General features: G+C 61.8%; 19 protein-coding genes. 10 read left to right on the top strand and 9 right to left on the bottom strand.

Features of this window, described 5'->3' with window-relative positions; all coding sequences use genetic code 11:
- Nucleotides 1-93 precede the first annotated feature (93 nt).
- Nucleotides 94-258 carry a hypothetical protein gene (locus CFII68_RS27765; RefSeq protein ID WP_013692690.1) on the bottom strand — a complete coding sequence of 55 codons (165 nt, stop codon included), beginning with the start codon at nucleotides 256-258 and terminating at the stop codon, nucleotides 94-96.
- 210 nt (nucleotides 259-468) lie between these two features.
- On the opposite strand from CFII68_RS27765, the gene CFII68_RS06410 reads away from it, so the two are divergent.
- The 3 genes from CFII68_RS06410 to glgB all read left to right on the top strand — a co-directional run bounded on the left by CFII68_RS06410 (nucleotide 469) and on the right by glgB (nucleotide 8226).
- A complete protein-coding gene (locus CFII68_RS06410; RefSeq protein ID WP_018611393.1) occupies nucleotides 469-2466 on the top strand; it encodes an alpha-1,4-glucan--maltose-1-phosphate maltosyltransferase in 1998 nt (665 codons plus the stop codon).
- A 169-nt stretch (nucleotides 2467-2635) separates the two neighbouring features.
- Nucleotides 2636-5980, top strand: coding sequence for a maltose alpha-D-glucosyltransferase (treS, locus tag CFII68_RS06415; RefSeq protein WP_018611390.1), 3345 nt, complete (start codon nucleotides 2636-2638; stop codon nucleotides 5978-5980).
- A gap of 11 nt (nucleotides 5981-5991) precedes the next feature.
- Nucleotides 5992-8226, top strand: coding sequence for a 1,4-alpha-glucan branching protein GlgB (gene glgB, locus CFII68_RS06420; protein ID WP_018611388.1), 2235 nt, complete (start codon nucleotides 5992-5994; stop codon nucleotides 8224-8226).
- Between the two features lie 153 nt (nucleotides 8227-8379).
- Here glgB and gudD read toward each other — a convergent pair whose 3' ends face one another.
- Nucleotides 8380-9723, bottom strand: a complete 1344-nt coding sequence (gudD, locus tag CFII68_RS06425) for a glucarate dehydratase (protein ID WP_018611386.1) — start codon at nucleotides 9721-9723, stop codon at nucleotides 8380-8382.
- A gap of 28 nt (nucleotides 9724-9751) precedes the next feature.
- Nucleotides 9752-11098: an MFS transporter gene (locus CFII68_RS06430; RefSeq protein ID WP_018611384.1), complete on the bottom strand. Its 1347-nt coding sequence runs from the start codon at nucleotides 11096-11098 to the stop codon at nucleotides 9752-9754.
- A gap of 337 nt (nucleotides 11099-11435) precedes the next feature.
- Here CFII68_RS06430 and CFII68_RS06435 point away from each other — a divergent pair, with 337 nt between their 5' ends.
- Nucleotides 11436-12149, top strand: coding sequence for a FadR/GntR family transcriptional regulator (locus tag CFII68_RS06435; RefSeq protein ID WP_018611382.1), 714 nt, complete (start codon nucleotides 11436-11438; stop codon nucleotides 12147-12149).
- 244 nt (nucleotides 12150-12393) lie between these two features.
- Here the strand turns inward: CFII68_RS06435 and CFII68_RS06440 are convergent, their stop codons facing one another.
- From CFII68_RS06440 to CFII68_RS06450, 3 genes are read right to left on the bottom strand one after another with little or no spacing between them, the layout of a single operon-like run.
- Nucleotides 12394-13575, bottom strand: coding sequence for an acetyl-CoA C-acetyltransferase (locus tag CFII68_RS06440; protein WP_018611380.1), 1182 nt, complete (start codon nucleotides 13573-13575; stop codon nucleotides 12394-12396).
- An 11-nt stretch (nucleotides 13576-13586) separates the two neighbouring features.
- Entirely contained in the window at nucleotides 13587-14252 is a 666-nt protein-coding gene (locus CFII68_RS06445) for a CoA transferase subunit B (RefSeq protein WP_003180355.1), read from the bottom strand.
- Between the two features lie 35 nt (nucleotides 14253-14287).
- A complete protein-coding gene (locus CFII68_RS06450) occupies nucleotides 14288-14986 on the bottom strand; it encodes a CoA transferase subunit A (RefSeq protein ID WP_003200117.1) in 699 nt (232 codons plus the stop codon).
- A gap of 274 nt (nucleotides 14987-15260) precedes the next feature.
- Between CFII68_RS06450 and CFII68_RS06455 the strand changes: the two genes are divergently transcribed.
- On the top strand, nucleotides 15261-16163 hold the full coding sequence (locus tag CFII68_RS06455) for a LysR family transcriptional regulator (RefSeq protein WP_018611373.1): 903 nt from the start codon (nucleotides 15261-15263) through the stop codon (nucleotides 16161-16163).
- Nucleotides 16164-16279: 116 nt separating this feature from the next.
- Here CFII68_RS06455 and CFII68_RS06460 read toward each other — a convergent pair whose 3' ends face one another.
- The gene (locus tag CFII68_RS06460; RefSeq protein WP_018611372.1) at nucleotides 16280-17107 is read right to left on the bottom strand and encodes an NAD-dependent protein deacetylase; all 828 of its coding nucleotides are present in this window, start codon (nucleotides 17105-17107) and stop codon (nucleotides 16280-16282) included.
- A gap of 185 nt (nucleotides 17108-17292) precedes the next feature.
- Between CFII68_RS06460 and CFII68_RS06465 the strand changes: the two genes are divergently transcribed.
- The 4 genes from CFII68_RS06465 (at nucleotide 17293) to CFII68_RS06480 (ending at nucleotide 20762) form a co-directional block, all read left to right on the top strand.
- Nucleotides 17293-17565: a hypothetical protein gene (locus CFII68_RS06465; RefSeq protein WP_018611369.1), complete on the top strand. Its 273-nt coding sequence runs from the start codon at nucleotides 17293-17295 to the stop codon at nucleotides 17563-17565.
- A 342-nt stretch (nucleotides 17566-17907) separates the two neighbouring features.
- Complete coding sequence (locus CFII68_RS06470) at nucleotides 17908-18279, top strand: general stress protein (protein ID WP_018611367.1); 372 nt, start codon at nucleotides 17908-17910, stop codon at nucleotides 18277-18279.
- A 314-nt stretch (nucleotides 18280-18593) separates the two neighbouring features.
- Complete coding sequence (locus tag CFII68_RS06475) at nucleotides 18594-19523, top strand: ZIP family metal transporter (protein WP_018611365.1); 930 nt, start codon at nucleotides 18594-18596, stop codon at nucleotides 19521-19523.
- A gap of 219 nt (nucleotides 19524-19742) precedes the next feature.
- A complete protein-coding gene (locus CFII68_RS06480) occupies nucleotides 19743-20762 on the top strand; it encodes a hypothetical protein (protein ID WP_018611363.1) in 1020 nt (339 codons plus the stop codon).
- A 9-nt stretch (nucleotides 20763-20771) separates the two neighbouring features.
- Here the strand turns inward: CFII68_RS06480 and CFII68_RS06485 are convergent, their stop codons facing one another.
- Entirely contained in the window at nucleotides 20772-20966 is a 195-nt protein-coding gene (locus tag CFII68_RS06485) for a hypothetical protein (protein ID WP_018611361.1), read from the bottom strand.
- 301 nt (nucleotides 20967-21267) lie between these two features.
- Here CFII68_RS06485 and glsB point away from each other — a divergent pair, with 301 nt between their 5' ends.
- On the top strand, nucleotides 21268-22176 hold the full coding sequence (gene glsB, locus CFII68_RS06490) for a glutaminase B (RefSeq protein ID WP_014338647.1): 909 nt from the start codon (nucleotides 21268-21270) through the stop codon (nucleotides 22174-22176).
- 63 nt (nucleotides 22177-22239) lie between these two features.
- Here the strand turns inward: glsB and CFII68_RS06495 are convergent, their stop codons facing one another.
- Nucleotides 22240-22569, bottom strand: a complete 330-nt coding sequence (locus CFII68_RS06495) for a hypothetical protein (RefSeq protein ID WP_014338648.1) — start codon at nucleotides 22567-22569, stop codon at nucleotides 22240-22242.
- Nucleotides 22570-22626 lie beyond the last annotated feature (57 nt).

Genomic DNA, 22626 nt, shown 5'->3' with positions numbered 1-22626 from the left:
GTCAATGAAAATATTGCTTGTCACGCCGCCTTCGCGAGCAAGCCCGCTCCCACAGGTTTTTCGTCATCCAGTTTCTTTATTACTACGCTTGATTCAAACCCGCTCCGGCGGCGCCTCGCTCGGCGGGTCACCCAGCGGCGGTTGTGGGTCCAGCGGCGGGTCCTTCTCTGGAATCGGTTCCGGATCAGGGCCGGGCGGGGGCAAGGTGGGGTCGTCGATGTTCGGATCGGGTGTTTCGGCCGGGATGGGAATATTCATCAGGACGGGTCTCCGTGACGCACATGGCTTGAGTCGTGCTTATTGTTGTTGACCTCCTTGCGCCGGCTTTGATCCCCGGATGCATCGGGGTAAATACCTCTGAACTTTTAGCCGTTGATTCGGTTCGGAGTTTAAGTGAGTTTTTTCAGGGACCCGTTGGGCCTTTACCGCCACAAGCGCGTCCATGGGGCGTAAAAGGAGCGATGCTCGATGACTGCCGAACACCCGACTGAACTGGCCTGCAACCCGCATTTACCGCTGTCCCAAGCCTTGCTGTTGCCGCGTATCGCGATTGAAAACACCATGCCGGTGATCGACGCTGGGCAATTCGCCGCCAAGGCCGTGGCTGGGCAGGATGTGACAGTGACCAGCAAAGTCTTCGCCGATGGTCATGACAAGCTGGCCGTGCGCATTCGCTGGCGTGCGCTGCAGGATGAAGTGTGGAACAGCGAGGTCATGAGTGACCTGGGCAACAACGGCTGGCAGGGCCAGTTCAACGTGCCGGAACAAGGCCGCTATGTGTTTTGTATCGAGGCCTGGATCGATCAGTTCGCCAGTTTTCGCTACGAGCTGGAAAAGAAGTTCGGGGCAGGGGTGCCGATCAGCCTGGAATTGCAGGAAGGGCGCAACCAAGTGCAAATGGCCGTCGAGCGCAGCACCGGTGAGCTGAGCGAGCAACTGGCGGCCTTGCACCATGAACTCTCCGGCCTGTTGCCGACCGAGCAGGTGGCGCTGTTCCTGGCACCGCGCAGTGCCGATCTGATGTCCCGGGCCGATCATCGCCCATACTTGAGCATCAGCCCCGAGTATCCGCTGGATGTGGAGCGCCAGCTGGCCGAGTTTGCCAGCTGGTATGAGCTGTTTCCCCGCTCGATCACCGACGATCCCCAGCGCCACGGCACTTTCAACGACGTGCATTCGCGCCTGGCGATGATCCAGGACATGGGCTTCGACGTGCTGTACTTCCCGCCGATCCATCCCATCGGTCGCAGTTTCCGCAAAGGCCCGAACAATTCCCTCACCGCCGGTCCCGACGACCCGGGCAGCCCGTATGCCATTGGCAGCGAGGAGGGCGGGCACGAGGCCATTCACCCGCAATTGGGCAGCCGCGAGGACTTCCGGCGCCTGGTGGCGGCGGCCGCTGACCACGGCCTGGAGATCGCCCTGGACTTCGCGATCCAGTGTTCCCAGGACCATCCTTGGCTCAAGCAGCACCCGGGCTGGTTCAGTTGGCGGCCGGACGGCACGATCAAATATGCGGAAAACCCGCCGAAGAAATACCAGGACATCGTCAACGTTGATTTCTATGCGGCCGATGCAATTCCCAGCCTGTGGGTGGAGCTGCGGGACATCGTGGTGGGCTGGGTCAAGGAAGGCGTGAAGATATTCCGCGTCGACAACCCTCACACCAAACCACTGCCGTTCTGGCAATGGCTGATCGCCGATGTGCGGGCGCACTACCCTGAAGTGATCTTCCTGGCTGAAGCGTTCACCACGCCGGCGATGATGGCGCGGCTGGGCAAGGTCGGTTACTCCCAGAGCTACACCTATTTCACCTGGCGCAACACCAAGGCTGAACTGGCGACCTACTTCAGTGAACTCAATGAATCGCCGTGGCGTGAATGCTACCGGCCGAATTTTTTCGTCAACACGCCAGACATCAACCCGGCCTTTCTCCATGAATCGGGGCGCGCTGGTTTTTTGATCCGTGCGGCCCTGGCAACCATGGGCTCGGGCCTGTGGGGCATGTATTCGGGTTTCGAACTGTGCGAATCGGCACCGGTGCCGGGCAAGGAGGAATACCTCGATTCGGAGAAATACGAGATCCGTCCCCGGGACTTCACCGCGCCGGGCAACATCGTTGCCGAGATCGCCCAGCTCAACCGCATCCGCCGGCAGAACCCCGCGCTGCATACCCACCTGGGCCTGAAAATCTACAACGCCTGGAACGACAACATTCTCTATTTCGGCAAGCGCACCGCCGACGGCAGCAATTTCATCCTGGTGGCGGTGAGCCTTGATCCGCACAACCCGCAGGAAGCCAGTTTCGAGTTGCCGCTCTGGGAGATGGGCCTGTCCGACGATGCCCAGACCCAGGGCGAGGATCTGATGAACGGACATCGCTGGAGCTGGTACGGCAAGCACCAGTTCATGCGGATTGACCCGGCATACCAGCCGTTCGGGATTTGGCGGATCAGCGTGGCGTGATGCTGTGGGAGCAAGGCTTGCCCGCGATGAAGAGGGTGCGGTCTGCCTGAGGAATCGAGGTGCCTGCATCGCGAGCAAGCTTTGCTCCCACAAAGCGCAGGCCTCACAACACAACAAGACCTCACAAGCCTGTCTCCCGCGGCTTTATTGAATTCATCAGGAGTTGCAAATGGCGAAGAAACCCCGGTCTGCCACCTTCATCAAAGATCCGCTCTGGTACAAGGACGCGGTGATTTACCAGGTCCACGTAAAATCCTATTTCGACTCCAATAACGACGGGATCGGTGACTTTCCCGGCCTGATCGAAAAGCTCGACTACATCGCCGACCTGGGCGTCAACACCATCTGGCTGCTGCCGTTCTATCCTTCGCCCCGGCGTGACGACGGTTATGACATTGCCGAATACCGCGGCGTCAGCGCCGACTACGGCACCATGGCCGATGCGCGGCGGTTCATTGCCGAAGCCCACAAGCGCAACCTGCGGGTGATCACCGAGCTGGTCATCAACCACACCTCGGACCAGCACCCCTGGTTCCAACGCGCGCGCAAGGCCAAGCCGGGTTCGAAGGCGCGGGACTTCTACGTCTGGTCCGATGACGACCACAAGTACGACGGCACGCGAATCATCTTCCTCGACACCGAGAAGTCCAACTGGACCTGGGATCCGGTGGCGGGCCAATACTTCTGGCACCGCTTCTACTCCCACCAGCCCGACCTCAACTTCGATAACCCGCAGGTCATCAAGGCCGTGCTGTCGGTGATGCGCTACTGGCTCGACATGGGCATCGACGGCCTGCGCCTGGACGCCATCCCGTACCTGATCGAGCGCGACGGCACCAACAACGAAAACCTGCCTGAGACCCATGACGTCCTGAAGCTGATCCGCGCCGAGATCGACGCCAACTACCCCGACCGCATGTTGCTGGCCGAAGCCAACCAGTGGCCGGAAGACACCCAGTTGTACTTCGGCGATGTCGACGCCCAAGGGATGAACGGTGACGAATGCCACATGGCCTTCCACTTCCCGCTGATGCCGCGCATGTACATGGCGCTGGCCCAGGAAGATCGCTTCCCTATCACCGACATCCTGCGCCAGACCCCGGAGATCCCCGCCAATTGCCAGTGGGCGATTTTCCTGCGCAACCATGATGAGTTGACCCTGGAGATGGTCACCGACAAGGAGCGTGACTACCTGTGGAACTACTACGCCGCCGACCGTCGGGCGCGCATCAACCTGGGTATTCGTCGGCGCCTGGCGCCGTTGGTGGAGCGCGACCGTCGTCGCGTCGAGCTGCTCAACAGCCTGCTGCTGTCGATGCCCGGCACGCCGACGCTGTACTACGGCGATGAAATCGGCATGGGCGACAACATCTACCTGGGCGACCGCGATGGCGTGCGTACGCCGATGCAATGGTCCATCGACCGCAACGGCGGCTTCTCCCGCGCCGACCCGGCCAGCCTGGTGTTGCCGCCGATCATGGACCCGCAATACGGCTACCAGTCGGTCAACGTCGAGACCCAGGCGGGCGATCCGCACTCGCTGCTCAACTGGACCCGGCGGATGCTGGCGGTGCGCAAGCAGTCCAAGGCCTTCGGCCGTGGCACGTTGAAGATGCTCTCGCCGAGCAATCGCCGGATCCTGGCTTATACCCGCGAATACACCGGCCCCGACGGCAAGCACGAAATCATCCTCTGCGTGGCCAACGTGTCCCGCAGCGCCCAGGCTGCCGAACTGGATCTGTCGACCTACGCCGGCATGGTCCCGGTGGAGATGCTCGGCGGTAACGCTTTCCCACCCATCGGCCAGTTGAACTTCCTGCTGACCCTGGCGCCGTATGGCTTCTATTGGTTCGCCCTGGCAACCGAGAACCAGATGCCGAGCTGGCACGTGGAACCGGCCCAGAGCTTGCCGGACTTCACCACCCTGGTGCTGAAAAAACGCCTGGAAGAATTACTCGAAGCGCCATCGCGCACCACGCTGGAGCAAACCATTCTGCCGAGCTGGCTGCAGAACCGGCGCTGGTTCGCCGGCAAGGACAGTGCGATCCAGAAGGTCGAGATTGTCTACGGCGTGCGCTTTGGTGACCCGCAGCACCCGGTGCTGCTCAGTGAAATCGATGTCACCAGTGGCGGCCAGACCCTGCGTTATCAACTGCCGTTCGGCCTGCTCGCCGAAGACCAGGTGGGTGCGGCGTTACCGCAGCAACTGGCGTTGTCGCGGGTACGTCGGGTGCGTCAGGTGGGCCTGATCACCGATGCATTCAGCCTGGAAAGCTTCGTGCGCGCCGTGCTGCACAGCATGCAGGCCGCCACGGTGCTGCCGTTCGCCGAAGGTGAGTTGCGCTTCGAACCCACCGAAGGCCTGGCCGCGCTGAACCTGGGAGACGAACCAGAGGTGCGTTACCTGTCCGCCGAACAGTCCAACAGTTCGGTGGTGGTGGGCAGCAGCCTGGTGCTCAAGTTGATTCGCAAGGTCGCCTCGGGTGTCCACCCGGAACTGGAAATGAGCGCCTACCTGACCGCTGCCGGTTTCAGCAATATTTCACCGCTGTTGGGTTCGGTGGTTCGCCGCGACGCCCAGGGTGAAGATGCGCTGCTGATGATCGCCCAGGGCTATTTGAGCAATCAGGGCGATGCCTGGGAATGGACCCAGAACAACCTCGAACGCGCCCTGCGCGATGAGCTGGCGGACGCAGTCTCCGAACAGGAGCAGCATTACAACGCCCTGGGCGAACTGAAGGATTTCGCCGGCATGCTCGGCCAGCGCCTGGGGGAAATGCACCAGGTATTGGCCCAGGCTACCGACGATCCGGACTTCGCGCCGCAGGCCACCAACGCCAAGCAAGCCCAGGCCATCGGCAAGGACGTGGTCGCCCAAGTGGAAAACGCCTTGCGCCTGCTCAAGCAGAACCAGGGCCAATTGAACCCCGCGGACCAGGCCATGGTCGCACGCTTGCTGGAGCACAAGAAAACCGTCCTGGCCCATGTCCAGGCACTGGCCGGCAAGGCTGAAGGAGGCTTGCGCATTCGCGTCCACGGTGACCTGCACCTGGGGCAGGTGCTGGTGATCAAGGGCGACGCCTACCTGATCGACTTCGAAGGTGAGCCGGCGCGACCATTGCATGAACGACGGGGTAAGCACAGCCCCTATAAGGACGTCAGTGGCGTGCTGCGTTCCTTCGATTATGCGGCAGCCATGGCGATTCACTTGCACACCGTCGACAGCACGGCCGATGCCGATGCGGCGCGGCAACGGGTCGCCGATCGTTATCTGAAAGAGGCTCGCCAGGCATTTGTCGAGGCATATCGGCTGGCGGCAGCTAGTCTTGCCCATGAGTGGAAGGATGCTGAAGGCGAAGACGCCGCGCTGGCGTTGTTCGGCCTGGAGAAGGCGGCCTATGAAGTGGCCTATGAAGCCGAGAATCGCCCCACCTGGCTGCCCGTGCCGTTGCACGGTCTGGTCGGGTTATTGAGTGGGCTGCAACCCTTTTCCGACGTAGCCGGACCGATTTAGTGGAGAGAATCATGAGTGTCTCGAACAAAGAACCACAGGGGCAGGCCAAAGAGTCGTTGCTGCCGGCGCCCCATGACATCGACGCGCTGGTGCGCGCCGAACACCACGACCCGTTTTCCATCCTGGGGCCTCATGGCGACGACGCCGGCGGCCAGTTCATTCGCGCGTATCTGCCCGGAGCCCTGAGCGTGCATGTGCTGGCCCGCGATGGCGGCGAAGAGCTGGGGGAACTGCAACCCACCGCAACCCCGGGGCTGTTCGTCGGCCATTTCGACCGTGCCCAGGCGTACTTGCTGCGCACCCGTTGGGCCGGCGGCGAGCAGGTTGCCGAAGACCCCTACAGCTTCGGTCCGTTGCTGGGGGAGATGGACCTTTACCTGTTTGGCGAGGGCAATCACCGCGATCTCAGTTCCTGCCTCGGTGCGCAACTGACCACCGTCGATGGCATCGACGGCGTGCGGTTCGCGGTCTGGGCGCCGAATGCCCGGCGCGTTTCGGTGGTCGGGGATTTCAACGTCTGGGACGGGCGTCGGCATCCGATGCGCATCCGTTATCCGTCCGGCGTGTGGGAGATATTCGTCCCCAGGCTGGGTGCCGGTGAAGGTTACAAGTATGAAATCCTCGGTGCCCACGGCATCCTGCCGCTCAAGGCCGACCCAGTGGCCCTGGCCACGCAGATGCCGCCAGACACGGCGTCGAGAGTCGCCTCACCCCTGAAGATCGAATGGCAGGACGACGAGTGGATGCAGCACCGTCGCGAGCGCCAGCTCCCGGGTGCGCCGCTGTCGATCTACGAATTGCACGCCGGCTCCTGGCAGTGCGAAATCGACGAGGCGGGGGAGGTGGCCCGGCAATACAACTGGCATGAAATGGCCGAGCGGCTGATTCCGTATGTCAAGGACCTGGGCTTCACCCACATCGAGCTGATGCCGATCATGGAGCACCCGTTCGGCGGTTCCTGGGGCTATCAGCCGCTGTCGCAATTCGCGCCGACGGCACGCTTCGGCTCGCCAGACGATTTCGCGGCGTTCGTCAACGCCTGTCACCAGGCCAATATCGGCGTCATCCTCGACTGGGTACCGGCGCATTTTCCCACCGACACCCACGGCCTGGCCCAGTTCGACGGTACTGCGCTGTACGAATACGGCAACCCGCTGGAAGGCTTCCACCAGGATTGGGACACGCTGATCTACAACCTGGGCCGCACCGAAGTGCACGGCTTCATGCTGGCGTCGGCGCTGCACTGGCTCAAGCATTTCCACGTCGATGGCCTGCGGGTGGATGCCGTGGCCTCGATGTTGTACCGCGACTATTCGCGCAAGGCCGGTGAGTGGGTGCCTAACCGCCACGGCGGACGGGAAAACCTCGAAGCCATCGATTTCCTGCGGCACCTCAACGATGTGGTGGCGCTGGAAACCCCCGGTGCGCTGGTCATCGCCGAAGAATCCACGGCGTGGCCAGGCGTCAGCCAGAGCACCCAGCAGGGCGGCCTGGGTTTTGCCTACAAGTGGAACATGGGCTGGATGCACGATTCGCTGCACTACATCCAGCAAGACCCGGTGTACCGCGCCCATCACCACAACGAACTGAGTTTTGGCCTGGTGTATGCCTGGTCCGAGCGCTTCGTCCTGCCGATTTCCCATGACGAGGTGGTTCATGGCAAACGCTCGCTGATCGACAAGATGCCCGGTGACCGTTGGCAGAAATTCGCCAACCTGAGGGCCTACCTCAGCTTCATGTGGGGCCATCCCGGCAAGAAGCTGTTGTTCATGGGCTGTGAGTTTGGCCAATGGCGCGAGTGGAACCACGACCAGCAATTGGACTGGTACCTGCTGCAATACCCTGAGCACCGTGGCGTGCAGAAACTGGTGAGCGATCTGAACCGGCTGTATCGCGAAGAACCGGCGCTGCATGACCAGGATGATGCGCCCCAGGGGTTCCAGTGGTTGATTGGTGACGATGCGCTCAACAGCGTCTACGCCTGGCTGCGCTGGAGCAAGGAGGGCCGGCCGGTGCTGGTGGTCGCCAACTTCACACCGGTGCCACGCGAGGCCTACCGGGTCGGCGTGCCGTTCGGCGGGCGCTGGGTCGAATTGCTCAACAGCGATGCCGACACCTACGCCGGCTCCAACTATGGCAATGGCGGCGGGGCCTCCACCGAAGAAGTGCCCAGCCATGGCCAGGCCCTGTCGCTGGAACTCAACTTGCCGCCGTTGGCGGTATTGATTCTGCGGCCGGAGGGTTAGAAGGCTAAGCCTGGATGTCTGATCGTTCCCACGCTCCGCGTGGGAATGCCTCCTGTGACGCTCTGCGTCACGCTATTGGAACGCGGAGCGTCCCTGGCCGCATTCCCACGCAGAGCGTGAGGAACGATCATTCGCAGGTCACTTCTGATCGACTCAGCGAACCAGGCACGGTCGCTTGTTGTTGAACGTCCAGCCCGGAATCAGGAACTGCATCGCCACCGCATCGTCCCGCGCGCCAAGGCCCATGCCCTTGTACAACTCATGGGCCTTGGCCAGTTGGTCGATGTCCAGCTCAATCCCCAGCCCCGGTTTTTTCGGCACCTGCACGCAACCGCCCTGGATCTGCAACGGCGCCTTGGTCAGCCGCTGGCCGTCCTGCCAGATCCAATGGGTGTCGATGGCCGTGATGTCGCCCGGTGCGGCGGCGGCCACGTGGGTGAACATCGCCAGGGAAATGTCGAAGTGGTTGTTGGAGTGCGATCCCCAGGTCAGGCCCCATTCATGGCACATCTGTGCCACCCGTACCGAACCCTGCATGGTCCAGAAGTGCGGATCGGCCAGGGGAATGTCCACGGACTGCAAGGTGATGGCGTGGCCCATCTCGCGCCAGTCGGTGGCGATCATGTTGGTGGCGGTCTTCAGGCCCGTGGCGCGGCGGAACTCGGCCATGACCTCGCGGCCCGAATAGCCATTCTCGGCACCGCAAGGGTCTTCGGCGTAGGCCAGCACCTTGTGCTGGTCGCGACACAAACGCACCGCTTCCTTGAGTGACCAGGCGCCGTTCGGGTCCAGGGTGATGCGTGCCTGGGGAAAGCGCTCGGCCAGCGCCGTGACCGCTTCGATCTCTGCGTCGCCTTGCAGCACGCCGCCCTTGAGCTTGAAGTCCTGGAAGCCATAGCGGGCGTGGGCGGCCTCGGCCAGGCGGACCACGGCGTCGGCGTCCAGGGCTTTTTCGTGGCGCACACGAAACCAGTCGTTGTCGGCGTCCGGTTCGCTGCGGTAGGGCAGGTCGGTCTGCTGGCGATCGCCGACGTAAAACAGATAGCCGAGCATTTTCACTTCATCGCGCTGCTGGCCTTCGCCAAGCAGCGCCGCGACCGGTACGTCCAGGTGTTGGCCGAGCAGGTCCAGCAGTGCCGCTTCCAGGCCGGTCACCGCGTGGATGGTGATGCGCAGGTCGAAAGTCTGCAGGCCACGGCCGCCGGCATCGCGGTCGGCGAAGGCGTGGCGCACGGTGTTGAGGATCTTCTGGTACGTGCCGATGGGGCTGCCGACCACCAGCGAGCGGGCGTCTTCGAGGGTCTGGCGAATGCGCTCGCCACCGGGTACCTCGCCCACGCCGGTGTGGCCGGCGTTGTCCTTGAGGATGACGATGTTGCGGGTGAAGAACGGGCCATGGGCGCCGCTGAGGTTCAGCAACATGCCGTCATGGCCGGCCACGGGCACGATCTGCATGCTGGTGATGATCGGGGCTTTGCTGGTTTCTGGGGTGCTCATCTGTACTTATCCTTGAACAATCGAATGATCAGACGTGGCTGGCGGCCGGGTCGGCTGGGGTTGTCACGGCTTTGGGCTTGGGCGTGTTGCGTGCGGCAAACACGATGATCGCGGCAATGATCGAGGTGGCCGCCAAGCCGTAGAGGCCGCCCTGGATCGAGCCGGTGTGCTCCTCCAGCAGACCGAACGTGGTCGGGGCGACGAACCCGCCGAGGTTGCCCACCGAGTTGATCAGGGCAATCACCCCGGCGGCGATCCGGGCGTCCAGGTAAGCCTGGGGAATCGGCCAGAACAGCGACGATGCGGATTTGAAACCCAGGGCCGCGAAACAGATGGCGACGAAGGCGAAGATCGGTCCGCCGGTGGTGGACATGAACATCCCGGCTGCCGCGATCAACAGGGCCGTGGCGACCCAGGCCTGCTGGAATTTCCACTTGGCCGACAACGAGGCGAAGGCGTACATGCCGACAATCGACAGCAACCACGGGATCGAGTTGAACAGCCCGACCTGGATGTCGCTCAGTTCGCCCATTTTCTTGATGATGCTCGGCAGCCAGAACGTGGCGGCATAGATCGTCAATTGGATGAAGAAGTAGATCAGGCAAAACAGGAGGATCTGGCGGTCCTTGAGCAGCTGGCCGATGGACAGTTTGATCGGCGAAGCAGCTTCCCGTGCGCGCTGTTCATCGTCGATGGTCTGGACCAGCACATCTTGTTCTTCGCGGCTCAACCATTTGGCGTCGTGGGGCTTGGAGTCCAGCCAGAACCAGACGAAGACGCACAGGCAGACGGAAAACATCCCTTCGATGAAGTACATCCACTGCCAGCCGTGCATGCCCAGGCCGTTGATTTGCAGCAGCAGCCCCGACAGCGGGCCTGAGATCAGCGACGCGATGGCCGAACCGCTGAGGAAGATGGCGATGGCTTTGCCGCGTTCGACACCCGGCAGCCAGCGGGTGAAGTAGTAGATCACCCCAGGGAAGAAACCGGCTTCGGCCACGCCCAGCAGGAAGCGCAGGATGTAGAAGTGGGTTTCGTTCTGGATGAAGGCCATGCAGGCGGCCACCAGGCCCCAGGTGAGCATGATGCGGGTCAGCCAGATGCGCGCGCCGATTCGTTGCAAGAGGATGTTGGACGGGACTTCGAACAGCGCATAGCCGATGAAGAACAGGCCGGCACCAAAGCCATAGGCCGCGGCACCGATGCCCAGGTCGTGCTCCATATGGGCACGCACGAAGCCGATGTTCACACGGTCGATGTAATTGACGATAAACATGATGACGAACAGCGGCAGGATGTGGCGCTTGACCTTGGCAATGGCCGACAGCAGCACCGGATCCGCTCCGGCATTCGCCTTGAGGCTGGATGTGTTCACTGGTTTTTCTCCCACTCGTTATTTTTATGCGGGGCATCGTGCAGGTGCCGATGTTGATAGACATCATACAACTTGATTTTTTTGAGTGACAAGACATTTTTTAGCGCGACTGGATGGGCGGTTGGACTTGTTTGTGCCGTATTTATTAGGTGGTGTTGAGGTTTTTGATTGTGCGCAGGGGGTGCGGTGCGGTAGGGGTCGAGGTTTTTTTGGCGTTGATTTTCGAAGTTAATCGCCAGATATAGTGTGTTGTCATACAAGTTTGGCGTTCTGTAATGCTCACTCTCAAGCCTGCCGGTGGTAGGATCGATCAGCCTTTTTTCGAGGAACCCTGGCGATGCCGCAAGACACCGAAGCACCCCTGCGCAAGCGTACCCACAACCTGGCCCATGACCTGGTGGCGAAGCTGAGCCAGAGCATCTTGTTGGGGCAGTTGAAGCCAGGAGAGAAGTTGCCGTCGGAAGGCGCCATCGTGCAGACCCACGGCGTCAGCCGGACCGTGGTGCGCGAGGCGATTTCCAAGTTGCAGGCTTCGGGGCTGGTGGAGACCCGCCACGGCATCGGCACCTTTGTGCTGGCGCAAACCGGCGAGCCGGGGTTGCGGCTCAATGTCGACACTGCGGCGGGTGTGCGGGCAATCCTGGAGCTGCGCCTGGGCCTGGAAACCCAGGCGGTGGCCTTGGCGGCCCAGCGTCGCAGCGAACACCAGTTGCAGCAGATGCGCCAGGCGCTGGATGACTATCAGCGGTTGTCCAGCAACAACGACAGCTGTGTCGAGGCCGACCGGCGCTTCCATCTGCTCATCGCCGAGGCCACGGACAATGCCTGTTTTGTCGAAATCATGCAGCACCTGGGCAGTGCGATGATCCCCAGGACCCGAGTGAACGTGGCCGAACGCGGCCAGGCCGACCTGGGCAAGCTGGCACAACTGGCCAACCTCGAGCATGAGGCGATCTTCAACGCCATCAAACGCCAGGACCCGGACGCCGCCCGCGCCGCCATGTGGCTGCACCTGACCAACAGCCGTGACCGGTTTGGCGCAGGTTCCTGACGGCTCATCGTCGCCTGACCCACCGCCATCGCGAGCAAGCTCGCTCCCACAGTGGATCTGTGGTGGACACCGCATCTGTGAACACCCAGGCTGTGGGAGCGAGCATGCTCGCGAAGGGGCCGGTAGGGCGTGCTCAAAACCAGCAGGCAAAAAAAACCGGCGCAACCGAGGTTGCGCCGGTGGTGGTGCCAGTGGCTGCGCGGATATTCGTGGGTCCGCGCAACCACCGTTGAACTTGTGTCGGTTATGCCCGTTCCAGCGCCAGGGCCACGCCTTGGCCGCCGCCGATGCACAGTGTCGCGAGGCCTTTCTTGGCGTCGCGCTTGATCATTTCATGCAGCAGCGACACCAGGACTCGGCACCCCGATGCGCCGATAGGGTGGCCCAGGGCGATGGCGCCGCCGTTGACGTTGACCTTGTCCATGTCCCATTTCAATTCCCGGGCCACGGCCAGCGACTGGGCGGCGAAGGCTTCGTTGGCTTCGACCAGGTCCAGTTGATCCAGCGACCAGCCAGCCTTGTCCAGGCAGCGACGGGTGGCCGAGACCGGGCCAATGCCCATGATGGCCGGGTCGACGCCGGCATTGGCGTAGGCACTGATTTTCGCCAGCACGGGCAGGCCCAGGGCCTTGGCTTTTTCCGCGCTCATCAGGATCACCGCGGCGGCGCCATCGTTGAGCGAGGACGCGTTGCCCGCAGTGACGCTGCCATCTTTCTTGAAGGCAGGCTTGAGTTTGCCCAAGGATTCGGCGGTGGTACCGGCGCGCGGCTGTTCGTCAGTGGCGAACGCCACAGGATCGCCTTTGCGCTGGGGAATCAGGATCGGCGTGATCTCATCGGCGAACCGACCGCCCTCGATCGCGGCGACGGCCTTCTGTTGGGACGCGGCAGCGAAAGCGTCCTGCTCCTCGCGGCTGATGCCGTACTTGTCCACCAGGTTCTCGGCGGTGATGCCCATGTGGTAATCGTTGAAGGCGTCCCACAGGCCGTCGGTGATCATGCTGTCGATCATCTTCGCGTGGCCCATGCGCAGGCCGGTGCGGGCGGCCGGCAACACGTACGGGGCCAGGCTCATGTTCTCCATGCCGCCGGCGATGATGACGTCGGCGTCGCCACAGCGGATCGCCTGGGCGCCCAGGTGCAACGCCTTGAGTCCCGAACCGCAGACCTTGTTCAGCGTCAGCGCCGGCACCGCATGAGGCAGGCCGGCCAGAATTGCCGCCTGGCGAGCCGGGTTTTGCCCGGATCCTGCGGTCAGCACCTGGCCAAGAATCACTTCATCGACCTGTTCGCCGGACAAACCGGTCTGTTCCAGCAGGCGACGAATCACCGCGGCACCGAGTTCCGGCGCGGGAATGGCAGCCAGCGAACCCTGGAAACTGCCAATGGCGGTACGGGTAGCGGCGACAATCACGACTTCTTGCATCGAATCTCTCCTCACTGGGCAGCGAACTGCATTTCCGGCACGTGGTCCGGCACGATCAATTTGCCGGCGGTCTTGGCGACGATTTCCTCGACGCTGACGCCTGGGGCACGTTCTTTCAAGATGAAGGCGCCGTCCTGGATTTCCAGGTAGGCGAGGTCGGTCAGCACCCGCTTGATGCAACCGGCGCCGGTCAGCGGCAGGCTGCAACGGGGCAGCAGTTTCGATTCGCCGTCCTTGGACGCATGGGTCATGGTGACGATGATGTTCTCGGCACCGGCCACCAGGTCCATCGCGCCGCCCATGCCCTTGACCAGCTTGCCGGGGATCATCCACGAGGCGATGTTACCTTCGACATCCACCTCGAACGCGCCCAGCACGGTCAGGTCGATATGGCCGCCACGGATCATGGCAAACGATTCGGCCGACGAGAAGATCGACGCGCCGATGCGCGCGGTGACCGTCTGTTTGCCGGCGTTGATCATGTCGGCATCGACTTCGGCTTCGGTGGGAAACGCGCCCATGCCGAGCAGGCCGTTTTCCGATTGCAGCATGACTTCCATGCCTTCGGGAATGTAGTTGGCGACCAGGGTCGGAATGCCGATGCCCAGGTTCACGTAGTAGCCGTCCTGCATTTCGCGGGCGACGCGTTGAGCCATTTGTTCGCGGGAAAGTGCCATGTTGTTATTCCTTCATTCGGGCCGGGGGCAGGGGATCACTTACGCACGGTGCGCTGTTCGATGCGTTTTTCGAACGTGCCACAAATGACCCGGTCGACGTAGATGCCAGGGGTGTGGATCTGCGTCGGGTCCAGCTCGCCGGGTTCGACGATTTCTTCGACTTCCACCACCGTGATCTTGCCCGCCGTGGCGGCCAGCGGGTTGAAGTTCTGGGCGGTGTGGCGATAGATCACGTTGCCGAAATGGTCGGCCTTCCAGCCTTTGACGATGGCGAAGTCGCCGGTGATGGATTCTTCCATCAGGTATTGGCGGCCATGGAATTCACGCACTTCCTTGCCTTCGGCCACCGGGGTGCCGACGCCGGTGGCGGTGAAGAACGCCGGGATGCCTGCGCCACCGGCGCGCATTTTTTCGGCGAGGGTGCCTTGGGGGGTGAGCACGACTTCGATTTCGCCGCTGAGCAGCTGCTTCTCGAACAGGGCGTTTTCGCCCACGTAGGAGGCGACCACCTTGCGGATCTGCCGGTCTTCCAGCAGCACGCCGAGGCCGAAACCGTCGACGCCGCAGTTGTTGGACACCACGGTGAGGTCGCGGATGCCCTTGCGCTTGATCTCGGCGATCAGGTTTTCCGGGATACCGCACAGGCCGAAGCCGCCGGCGATGACGGTCATGCCGTCCTTCAAGCCTTCCAGCGCTTCTTCATAGGAGCTCACGCGTTTGTCGAAACCTGCCATAGACACCTCTTTTATTCTTGATGGGGTCGCAATGGAATGCAGTGTTGCGCCAAGTCATATATTTGTTAAGTTGATTTTTAGGTTGGATTGATTGATAAAACTCAATAATTGCCTCCCACTGTAGGAGCTGTGTAGGAGCTGTGTAGGAGCTGTCGAGTGCAGCGAGGCTGCGATCTCTCCCCCAGACGCTTGAATCCCAAGCGAAAGATCAAAAGATCGTCCGAACGCGGCCCGAGCCTTCGGCAGCTCCTACGCAACCGGACACAGGACGCCCATGACCCTCAAGCAAATCCGCGCCTTCCTCGCCGTGGCCCAGAGCCTGAGCTTTGCCGTGGCCTGCGAGCGGCTGCATCTGTCCCAATCGGCCCTGAGCCTGACCATCAAGGCCCTGGAAGAAGGCCTTGGCGGTCGCTTGTTCAGCCGCAATACCCGTAACGTGGCGCTGACGCCCGAAGGTGAATCCTTGCTGCCACTGGCCCGACGGCTGATTGCCGACTGGGACAACGCCGAGGACGAAATGCGCCAGCGCTTCACCTTGCAGCGCGGCCGCGTGACGTTGGCGGCGATGCCGTCATTTGCCGGCAACTTGTTGCCGCCGATCCTCAAGACCTTCCGCGCCCGCTACCCGAATGTCAACGTCACGGTCAACGACGTGATCAACGAACAGGTGCTGGAAATGGTGCGTGATCGTCATGTCGAATTGGGCGTGGCGTTCGAGCCGATGCAGGGTTCGTCATTGGCGTTCACACCTTTGTATCTCGATCGCTTCGTCGCGGTGGTGCCGCTGGACTCACCGCTTGCCCTGCGCGACGAGATCCAGTGGGAAACCTTGCTGGAACAGCCCTTCATCACGTTGCAACGACCCTCCACCGTACGGGTGATGCTGGAAGAACATCTGCAGGCCCGGGGCATGAAACTGCCTGTGGAGTTCGAGAGCCACCAGTTGGCGACCGTCGGGCGGATGGTCGCCAGCGGGCTGGGGGTGAGTGCCGTGCCGGCGCTGTGCGTCGGGCAGATGCATGAACTGGGTGCCCGCTGCATCACCTTGAGCGATCCGGTGATCGAACGGGCCATCGGGGTGCTGACCAAGCCGGGGTATGAACTGTCGACGGCGGCGCAGGCGTTGTTCGATACGCTCAGGGATCAGGATTTGGGGGCGCAGTTGATACCGAAGTAACCACAATCCCCTGTGGGAGCGGGCTTGCTCGCGAAAGCGGTGTGTCAGCTACGCAGATATCGACTGACACACCGCATTCGCGAGCAAGCCCGCTCCCACAGGGGTATGGCGTGGTGTCAGATCAACAGTGGCAACAGTTGTTCACACGGCTCTTCCAGCTTGAGGTCCAGCAGCTCATCGGCCCGGGTCTTGCCCCGGTTGATCGCCAGCAGCGGCTTGCCCTGGTCCTTGATGGCCCGGCACAGGCGAAACGCCGAATACGCCATCAGCGACGAGCCCACCACCAGCAGGCCGTCCGCTTGCTCGACGGCTTGCACGGCGCGGGTCGCGGTGAGGGGGGCGACGTTCTCGCCGAAAAACACCACGTCGGGTTTCAACCGCTCGCCGCCGCAATGAGGGCAGCGGGGCACCTGGAAGCGCGCCTCGAAAGCCGGGTCGAGCAGGGTGTCGCCATCGGGCGCCTGCACCGCATCGACGCCGGCCAGGTAAGGGTTTTCGGTTTCCATCAACTGTTGAATCTGCTGTCGTTGGCTACGCTGGCCACAATCCAGGCACAGCACGCGATGCAGGCTGCCGTGCAGTTCGATGACGTCCTGGCTGCCGGCCTGGTCATGCAGCGTGTCGACATTCTGGGTAATCAGGCCGGTGATGCATTGCCGTGCCTGCAACTCGGCCAAGGCCTCGTGAGCCGCGTTCGGCCTGGCCTGCCGCACGCGGGGCCAGCCCAGCATCGCCCGCGCCCAGTAGCGCCGTCGTGCCTCGGCCTGGGCGAGGAACTCCTGGTACATCATCGGCTGTCGACCCCGGCGCACACCGTCGCTGTCGCGGTAGTCGGGGATGCCCGAAGGGGTGCTGATGCCGGCACCGGTGAGCACCAGGAAACGGCGTCCGGCCAGGTACGCCTGCAACTGATCGAGCGGTTCGCGATGGAAATCGTCCGGCATGGGGGGTTCTCCGTGGGCCTGGATTCGTTGAGGGTAGCACTGTCGAGCACGAGGCCTGCGTCACGCCTTTCGTCGCTCAGCGGCGCTGTTCTGCAAACTTTCCTTGCAGGAGGGGCCTCCACACTTATGTGTGAAAGAGCGATCGGGTTGTTTCGGTCGCTCTGAACCTGTCGCAGAGGAGGCTTATGAAGCAGACCATCGGTGAAGTACGGGCCATCAACAGGCAGCGCGGATTGGTGGGTGTGTATGTGGGGAAGGAGCACGGCCATACCGTGCTGGCGCTGCGTTCGGCCAATGACATCGATATTGGCGACATCCTGGAGTGGGACAGCGGCACGGCCTTGGGCACTCAGTCCTATCACAACCAGACCAAGGGCTGGACCGCCGATGTGTATGTGGCAAACCACGGTGTGGCGACGGCCAACCTTGAGGTGCAGTTGATGGTGGGCTCTTCCTGACGCGCCTTCGAGACCGCTGCAACGGGGTGCTGGCGCGACCTGGCCCCCTGTGGGAGCGAGCTTGCTCGCGATAGCGTCGGATCAGCCTGTATTGATATTGACTGACACACCGCCATCGCGAGCAAGCTCGCTCCCACAGGATTTTGCTGGATGAAGTTTCGGTGTTCAGGGCGGCTAATCAATCACTGCCTGTTGCAATAGAGGCCGAGGCAGCAGGGGAAATATCGGCATTGACCACTCGTCGCCGTTTGCAGATTTCTCTTAAAACCTTGGCGGCGTCATGTTTTCCGAATAAGACGAGCCAGCAAGGCTCGTTGATATCAACTAAACGAGGTGAATGAAATGGCTAACACAGGAAATAACAATCCTGGCAATTTCGCTAACGATCGTGAAAAGGCATCGGCAGCCGGGAAAAAGGGCGGCCATGCATCAGGTGGCAACTTCGCCAATAATCCTGAGCGTGCATCCGAGGCCGGGCGCAAGGGAGGGCAGGCATCGGGTGGTAATTTTGCCAACGACCCTGGGCGTGCCGCAGAAGCCGGCCGCAAAGGCGGGCAAGCCTCGGGCGGTAATTTTGCCAACGACCCTGAACGGGCGTCGGAAGCCGGCCGCAAAGGTGGCCAAGCCTCGGGCGGCAACTTTGCCAACGATCGGGAAAAAGCCTCCAACGCGGGTAGAAAAGGCGGTGAAAACAGCCGTGGCGACGATTCATAATGCCCGCTGACATGGCTAGCCCCGTGCCCATGGCATGGGGCCCCAACGGGTTTATATAGTGGAGTTTGCCGGGTTTAAACTACAGCCGGCTTTTACAGCTTTTCCGCTTTATTCGTTAAAAGATATTGGTTAATCGCTGAGTCAATCACCCTTGGTCTCGTTTATTGAATAAAAGATAAATCATCCTGTTACTTCCTTCGACTATAAAAAAACGGCGAGGGCAGCGCTTCCTTGCCTGGATATTACGTTTGATCGTTGTCACCGTTTAGGCGCACGATCAGCCATGTTTTGGTCAAGACCCGTAAGGACCTTCGATGGACCAGCCCACCTCCCGGATTCGATCCCCCTGGCGCACCTGGCTGAACCCGGTGCAAGACAACCTGTTGCTGGGGGTGACGTTCTGGCTCGGGCTGGCGTTGGTGACTGCATTGCTGCTTTACAGCGGCTACAACGCCCTGGTCGGCGCCGACCGTCAGAACCTGGGCTACGCGGTGCTGGGCGGTACCTCGGGCTTTGCCGCTACCGCCCTGGGGGCGTTGATGGCTGTGGTACTGCGCGATATCTCCTCGCGTACCCAGGACATCATGCTCGGTTTTGCCGCCGGCATGATGCTCGCCGCCAGTTCTTTCTCGTTGATCCTGCCAGGCATCGAGGCGGCACAAGTCATCTGTGGCAACCAGTTGCTCGCCGCATTTGTCGTCGTGGTCGGCCTGGGCTTGGGCGTTGTTCTCATGATCGGCCTGGACCGTTTCGTGCCGCACGAGCACGAACTCAGTGGCCGACGTGGGCCCCAGGTCGAGCGCATCAATCGCGTCTGGCTGTTCGTGCTTGCCATCACCTTGCACAACTTGCCGGAGGGCATGGCCATCGGCGTCAGTTTTGCCGACGGCGACTTCAAGGTCGGCCTGCCCCTGACCACTGCCATCGCCATCCAGGACATCCCCGAAGGCCTGGCCATTGCCATGGCACTGCGCGTCACCGGTATCAGCACCTTGCGCGCCGCGCTCATCGCGGTTGGTTCGGGGTTGATGGAACCACTGGGCGCGGTGATCGGCCTGGGCATGTCGTCGGGCGTCGCCATCGCGTACCCCATCAGCCTGGGGCTGGCGGCGGGGGCGATGATCTTCGTGGTGTCCCACGAGGTGATTCCCGAGACCCATCGTAACGGCCATGAAACCCCGGCCACCCTGGGCTTGATGATGGGGTTTGCGGTGATGATGTTCCTCGACACGGCGCTGGGCTGAAGGCCCTGCCAAAGACCTGTTGGATCAGATCCAGTGGGCGTTCCTGTGGGAGCAAAGCTTGCTCGCGATAGCGGTGGAGCAGTTGATATCAATGCTGCTGACCCACCGCAATCGCGAGCAAGCTCGCTCCCACATTGGTTTTTGGTTTAGGCCGGGATCCCTGTTTCTCGCGACCTATACTCAACCCCGTGGATGACCTGAATCCGGGGTGGCGCGACTGTGCTGCGTTCGCTGATGTTGGCCGTTATGCTCGTTCTGGCGGGGTGCGCCACGTCACAGCGCGGCCAACCGGTCGCCAAGGTAGTGATAGCCCAGGATACTTGGCGACAGGTGGACCAGCAGATCATCGCAGCATCGAAAAGCGCTATCGAACAGGCCGGACTCTACGCCCGCGGTTCGATGGAGCATTGGCGTGTGTTGGTCTATGAACGCACCGAGGCTGAATTCATTCCCTGGTTCAGCAGCTATTGGACCCAGGAGTGGCTGGCGGTGAAGGTCAGTTGGTACGCCGCCAGCGCCGAGGGTGAGGCGGATTCCTCGGCCAGGCGCCTGGCGGTCTACCTGCAAGAACAATATCGTGAGCAGGTGTTGGAACCGGTGGCGGTGGAAATTGATCCCGAGGCGATCAGGGCCAACGCGACGGGCTATTACCTACGCCTGCTCAATCAGCAGGTCCAGGTCATTGCCCTGCGCCATCGCATCCCGAACGAATTGATGAACCGGCGCCTGCACGGCATTCCTGCCGTCCGCCTGGGGCCGCCGCCGGCGCGTGATGCTTCGTTGTACGAGATGGTTCACACCGAGCCGCTGAACACACTGCCGGCTTATGCGGCCCTGATCGATCACGTCAACAAGGCCGCTGACACAGGGGCCGGGCCATCGGAGGCGGTGATCGCAACGGTGGCGCAACGCACCAGCGAAAAAATCGAGGCGCAATTTGCCACGCGTGGGGCGACCAGCGCGGCGGCGGCCGTGGCCGGGAAGGCGGCCGGGGCGTTGATCTCGGTGGGCGTGGCGGGCATTCGCGCGATCATCCACGAGGGCGAGCGGCCGGAAATGGAGGCGCAGATCCGCAAAAGCCTGAGCGCTGCGTTCGATGAGGCGTGGTCCAAGTCGCTCAAGCATCCCCTCAGCGGGGTGATGGCACCGGTGTATTACCTGGACGAGGCAATTAAAGGAGACCTGGTGGAGGCGGACCTGGCCAATCGAGCGGTGGCATTGCCGGACATCAAGCCGTGACGGGCCGACTCATTCTGACCCGAGGGTGACGCGACAACCCTTGCGCTGGCGGATCTGCTCGTCCGATGGGCGTTCCTTGATGAATTCGAAGCGCGGCTCGCCTTCGCTGTAGATCACCAGCCAGCCCCATTCCAGCTCGCTTTCATCCTGCCCGGGCTTGGGCGGCGAGGCCCACCAGGGTTCTTTTTGCATGACCTGACGCATCGTCTACTCCTGCCGATTGATCCTTTGCACTATAGACCGCTCGATTCGACGACCAGCGCCCATGAAAACGCTTGCATCCTGTGGGAGCAAGGCTTGCCCGCGAAGCAGGCGACTCGGTTCCAGATAGACCGTGTGATCTTCATCGCAGGCAAGCCTTGCTCCCACAAAGTCTGCCCCACAGAGCCCCTTGCCACAGGTGTGTGTGCCTGAAGTTTGATAATCAGTGTGCTCTGCTCCCGCCCACCAGCGTCTAGCGTCTGTATCCCCGCACTCGAACGGGGAATGACTGGACCCCGCGCATATGCAAGCACTGTTGAACGAGATCCTCGATACGGTTCGCCCCCTGATTGGTCAGGGCAAGGTGGCCGACTATATTCCGGCCCTGGGCACCGTAGCGTCCAACCAGTTGGGTATTGCCGTGTATGGCAACGACGGCGAGTTGTATTGCGCCGGCGACGCCGAAACAGCGTTTTCGGTGCAGAGTATTTCCAAAGTGTTCAGCCTGGTGCAGGCCATCGGGCATTCAGGCGAGGCGATCTGGGAGCGCTTGGGCCATGAGCCGTCTGGCCAACCGTTCAATTCCCTGGTGCAACTGGAATTCGAACGTGGTCGACCGCGCAACCCGTTCATCAATGCCGGCGCGTTGGTGATCTGCGATATCAACCAGTCGCGTTTCGCCGCCCCGGCGTTGTCGATGCGCGATTTCGTACGCCGTCTGTCGGGTAATCCACAGGTGATGGTGGACGGCAAGGTCGCCGAATCGGAATACCAGCACCGCGCCCGCAACGCGGCGATGGCGTACCTGATGCAATCGTTCGGCAATTTCCATAACGATGTGGAAGCGGTACTGCGCAGTTATTTCAGCCACTGCGCCCTGCGGATGAGCTGTGTCGACCTGGCGCGGGCGTTCTGCTTCCTGGCCAACGACGGGTTCTGCAAGCACAGCGGCGAACAGATCCTCACCGCCCGGCAAACCCAGCAGGTCAACTCCATCATGGCCACCAGCGGCTTGTACGATGAGGCCGGCAATTTCGCTTATCGCGTCGGCCTACCGGGCAAGAGCGGGGTCGGTGGCGGGATTGTCGCCGTGGTGCCGGGGCGGTTCACGGTGTGCGTCTGGTCGCCTGAACTCAACGTCGCCGGCAACTCCCTGGCCGGCATGGCGGCGCTGGAGTTGATGAGCCAGCGGATCGGCTGGTCGGTGTTCTAGAGCCGGCCTCACAAAAAAAGGCCCGCTCCTGATCCAGGCGCGGGCCTTTTTGTTGAGTGGTGATCAGCAGAGGCGGTCGATGACCCGGACCTCAGAGGTGCTCTGCATCGACTGCCAGGCCTGGGTCAGCGTTTGCAGGACGCGACCGATGAAGTCTTTGTCTGCCGCAGCCTTCTTGCCAACGTAGCCCTGGCCACGGCGGTACATCTTCAGCCGGGCACCCAGCTCTTGCGTGTTCTTTTCGAACTCGTCTTCGCGGGTGTAGGGCGACAGGCAGTCCATATGCACCTGGCCAGTCTTGCTGATCCACAGGATATGGTTGTCGAGCGTGTCCTTGTGTGCGGCGAATATGCGAGCCAGTTCATCAATAGATGGTTGATTATTCAGATTCATGTGTAAGCCCCTTGACCATTTGGTTGATCTGTCTGGTGGTTCGCAAAAACTTCGCTA

It is taken from the genome of Pseudomonas sp. CFII68, assembly GCF_000416195.1.
Lineage (GTDB): Bacteria > Pseudomonadota > Gammaproteobacteria > Pseudomonadales > Pseudomonadaceae > Aquipseudomonas > Aquipseudomonas kilonensis.
This window is presented reverse-complemented; position numbering and strand designations above follow the sequence as displayed.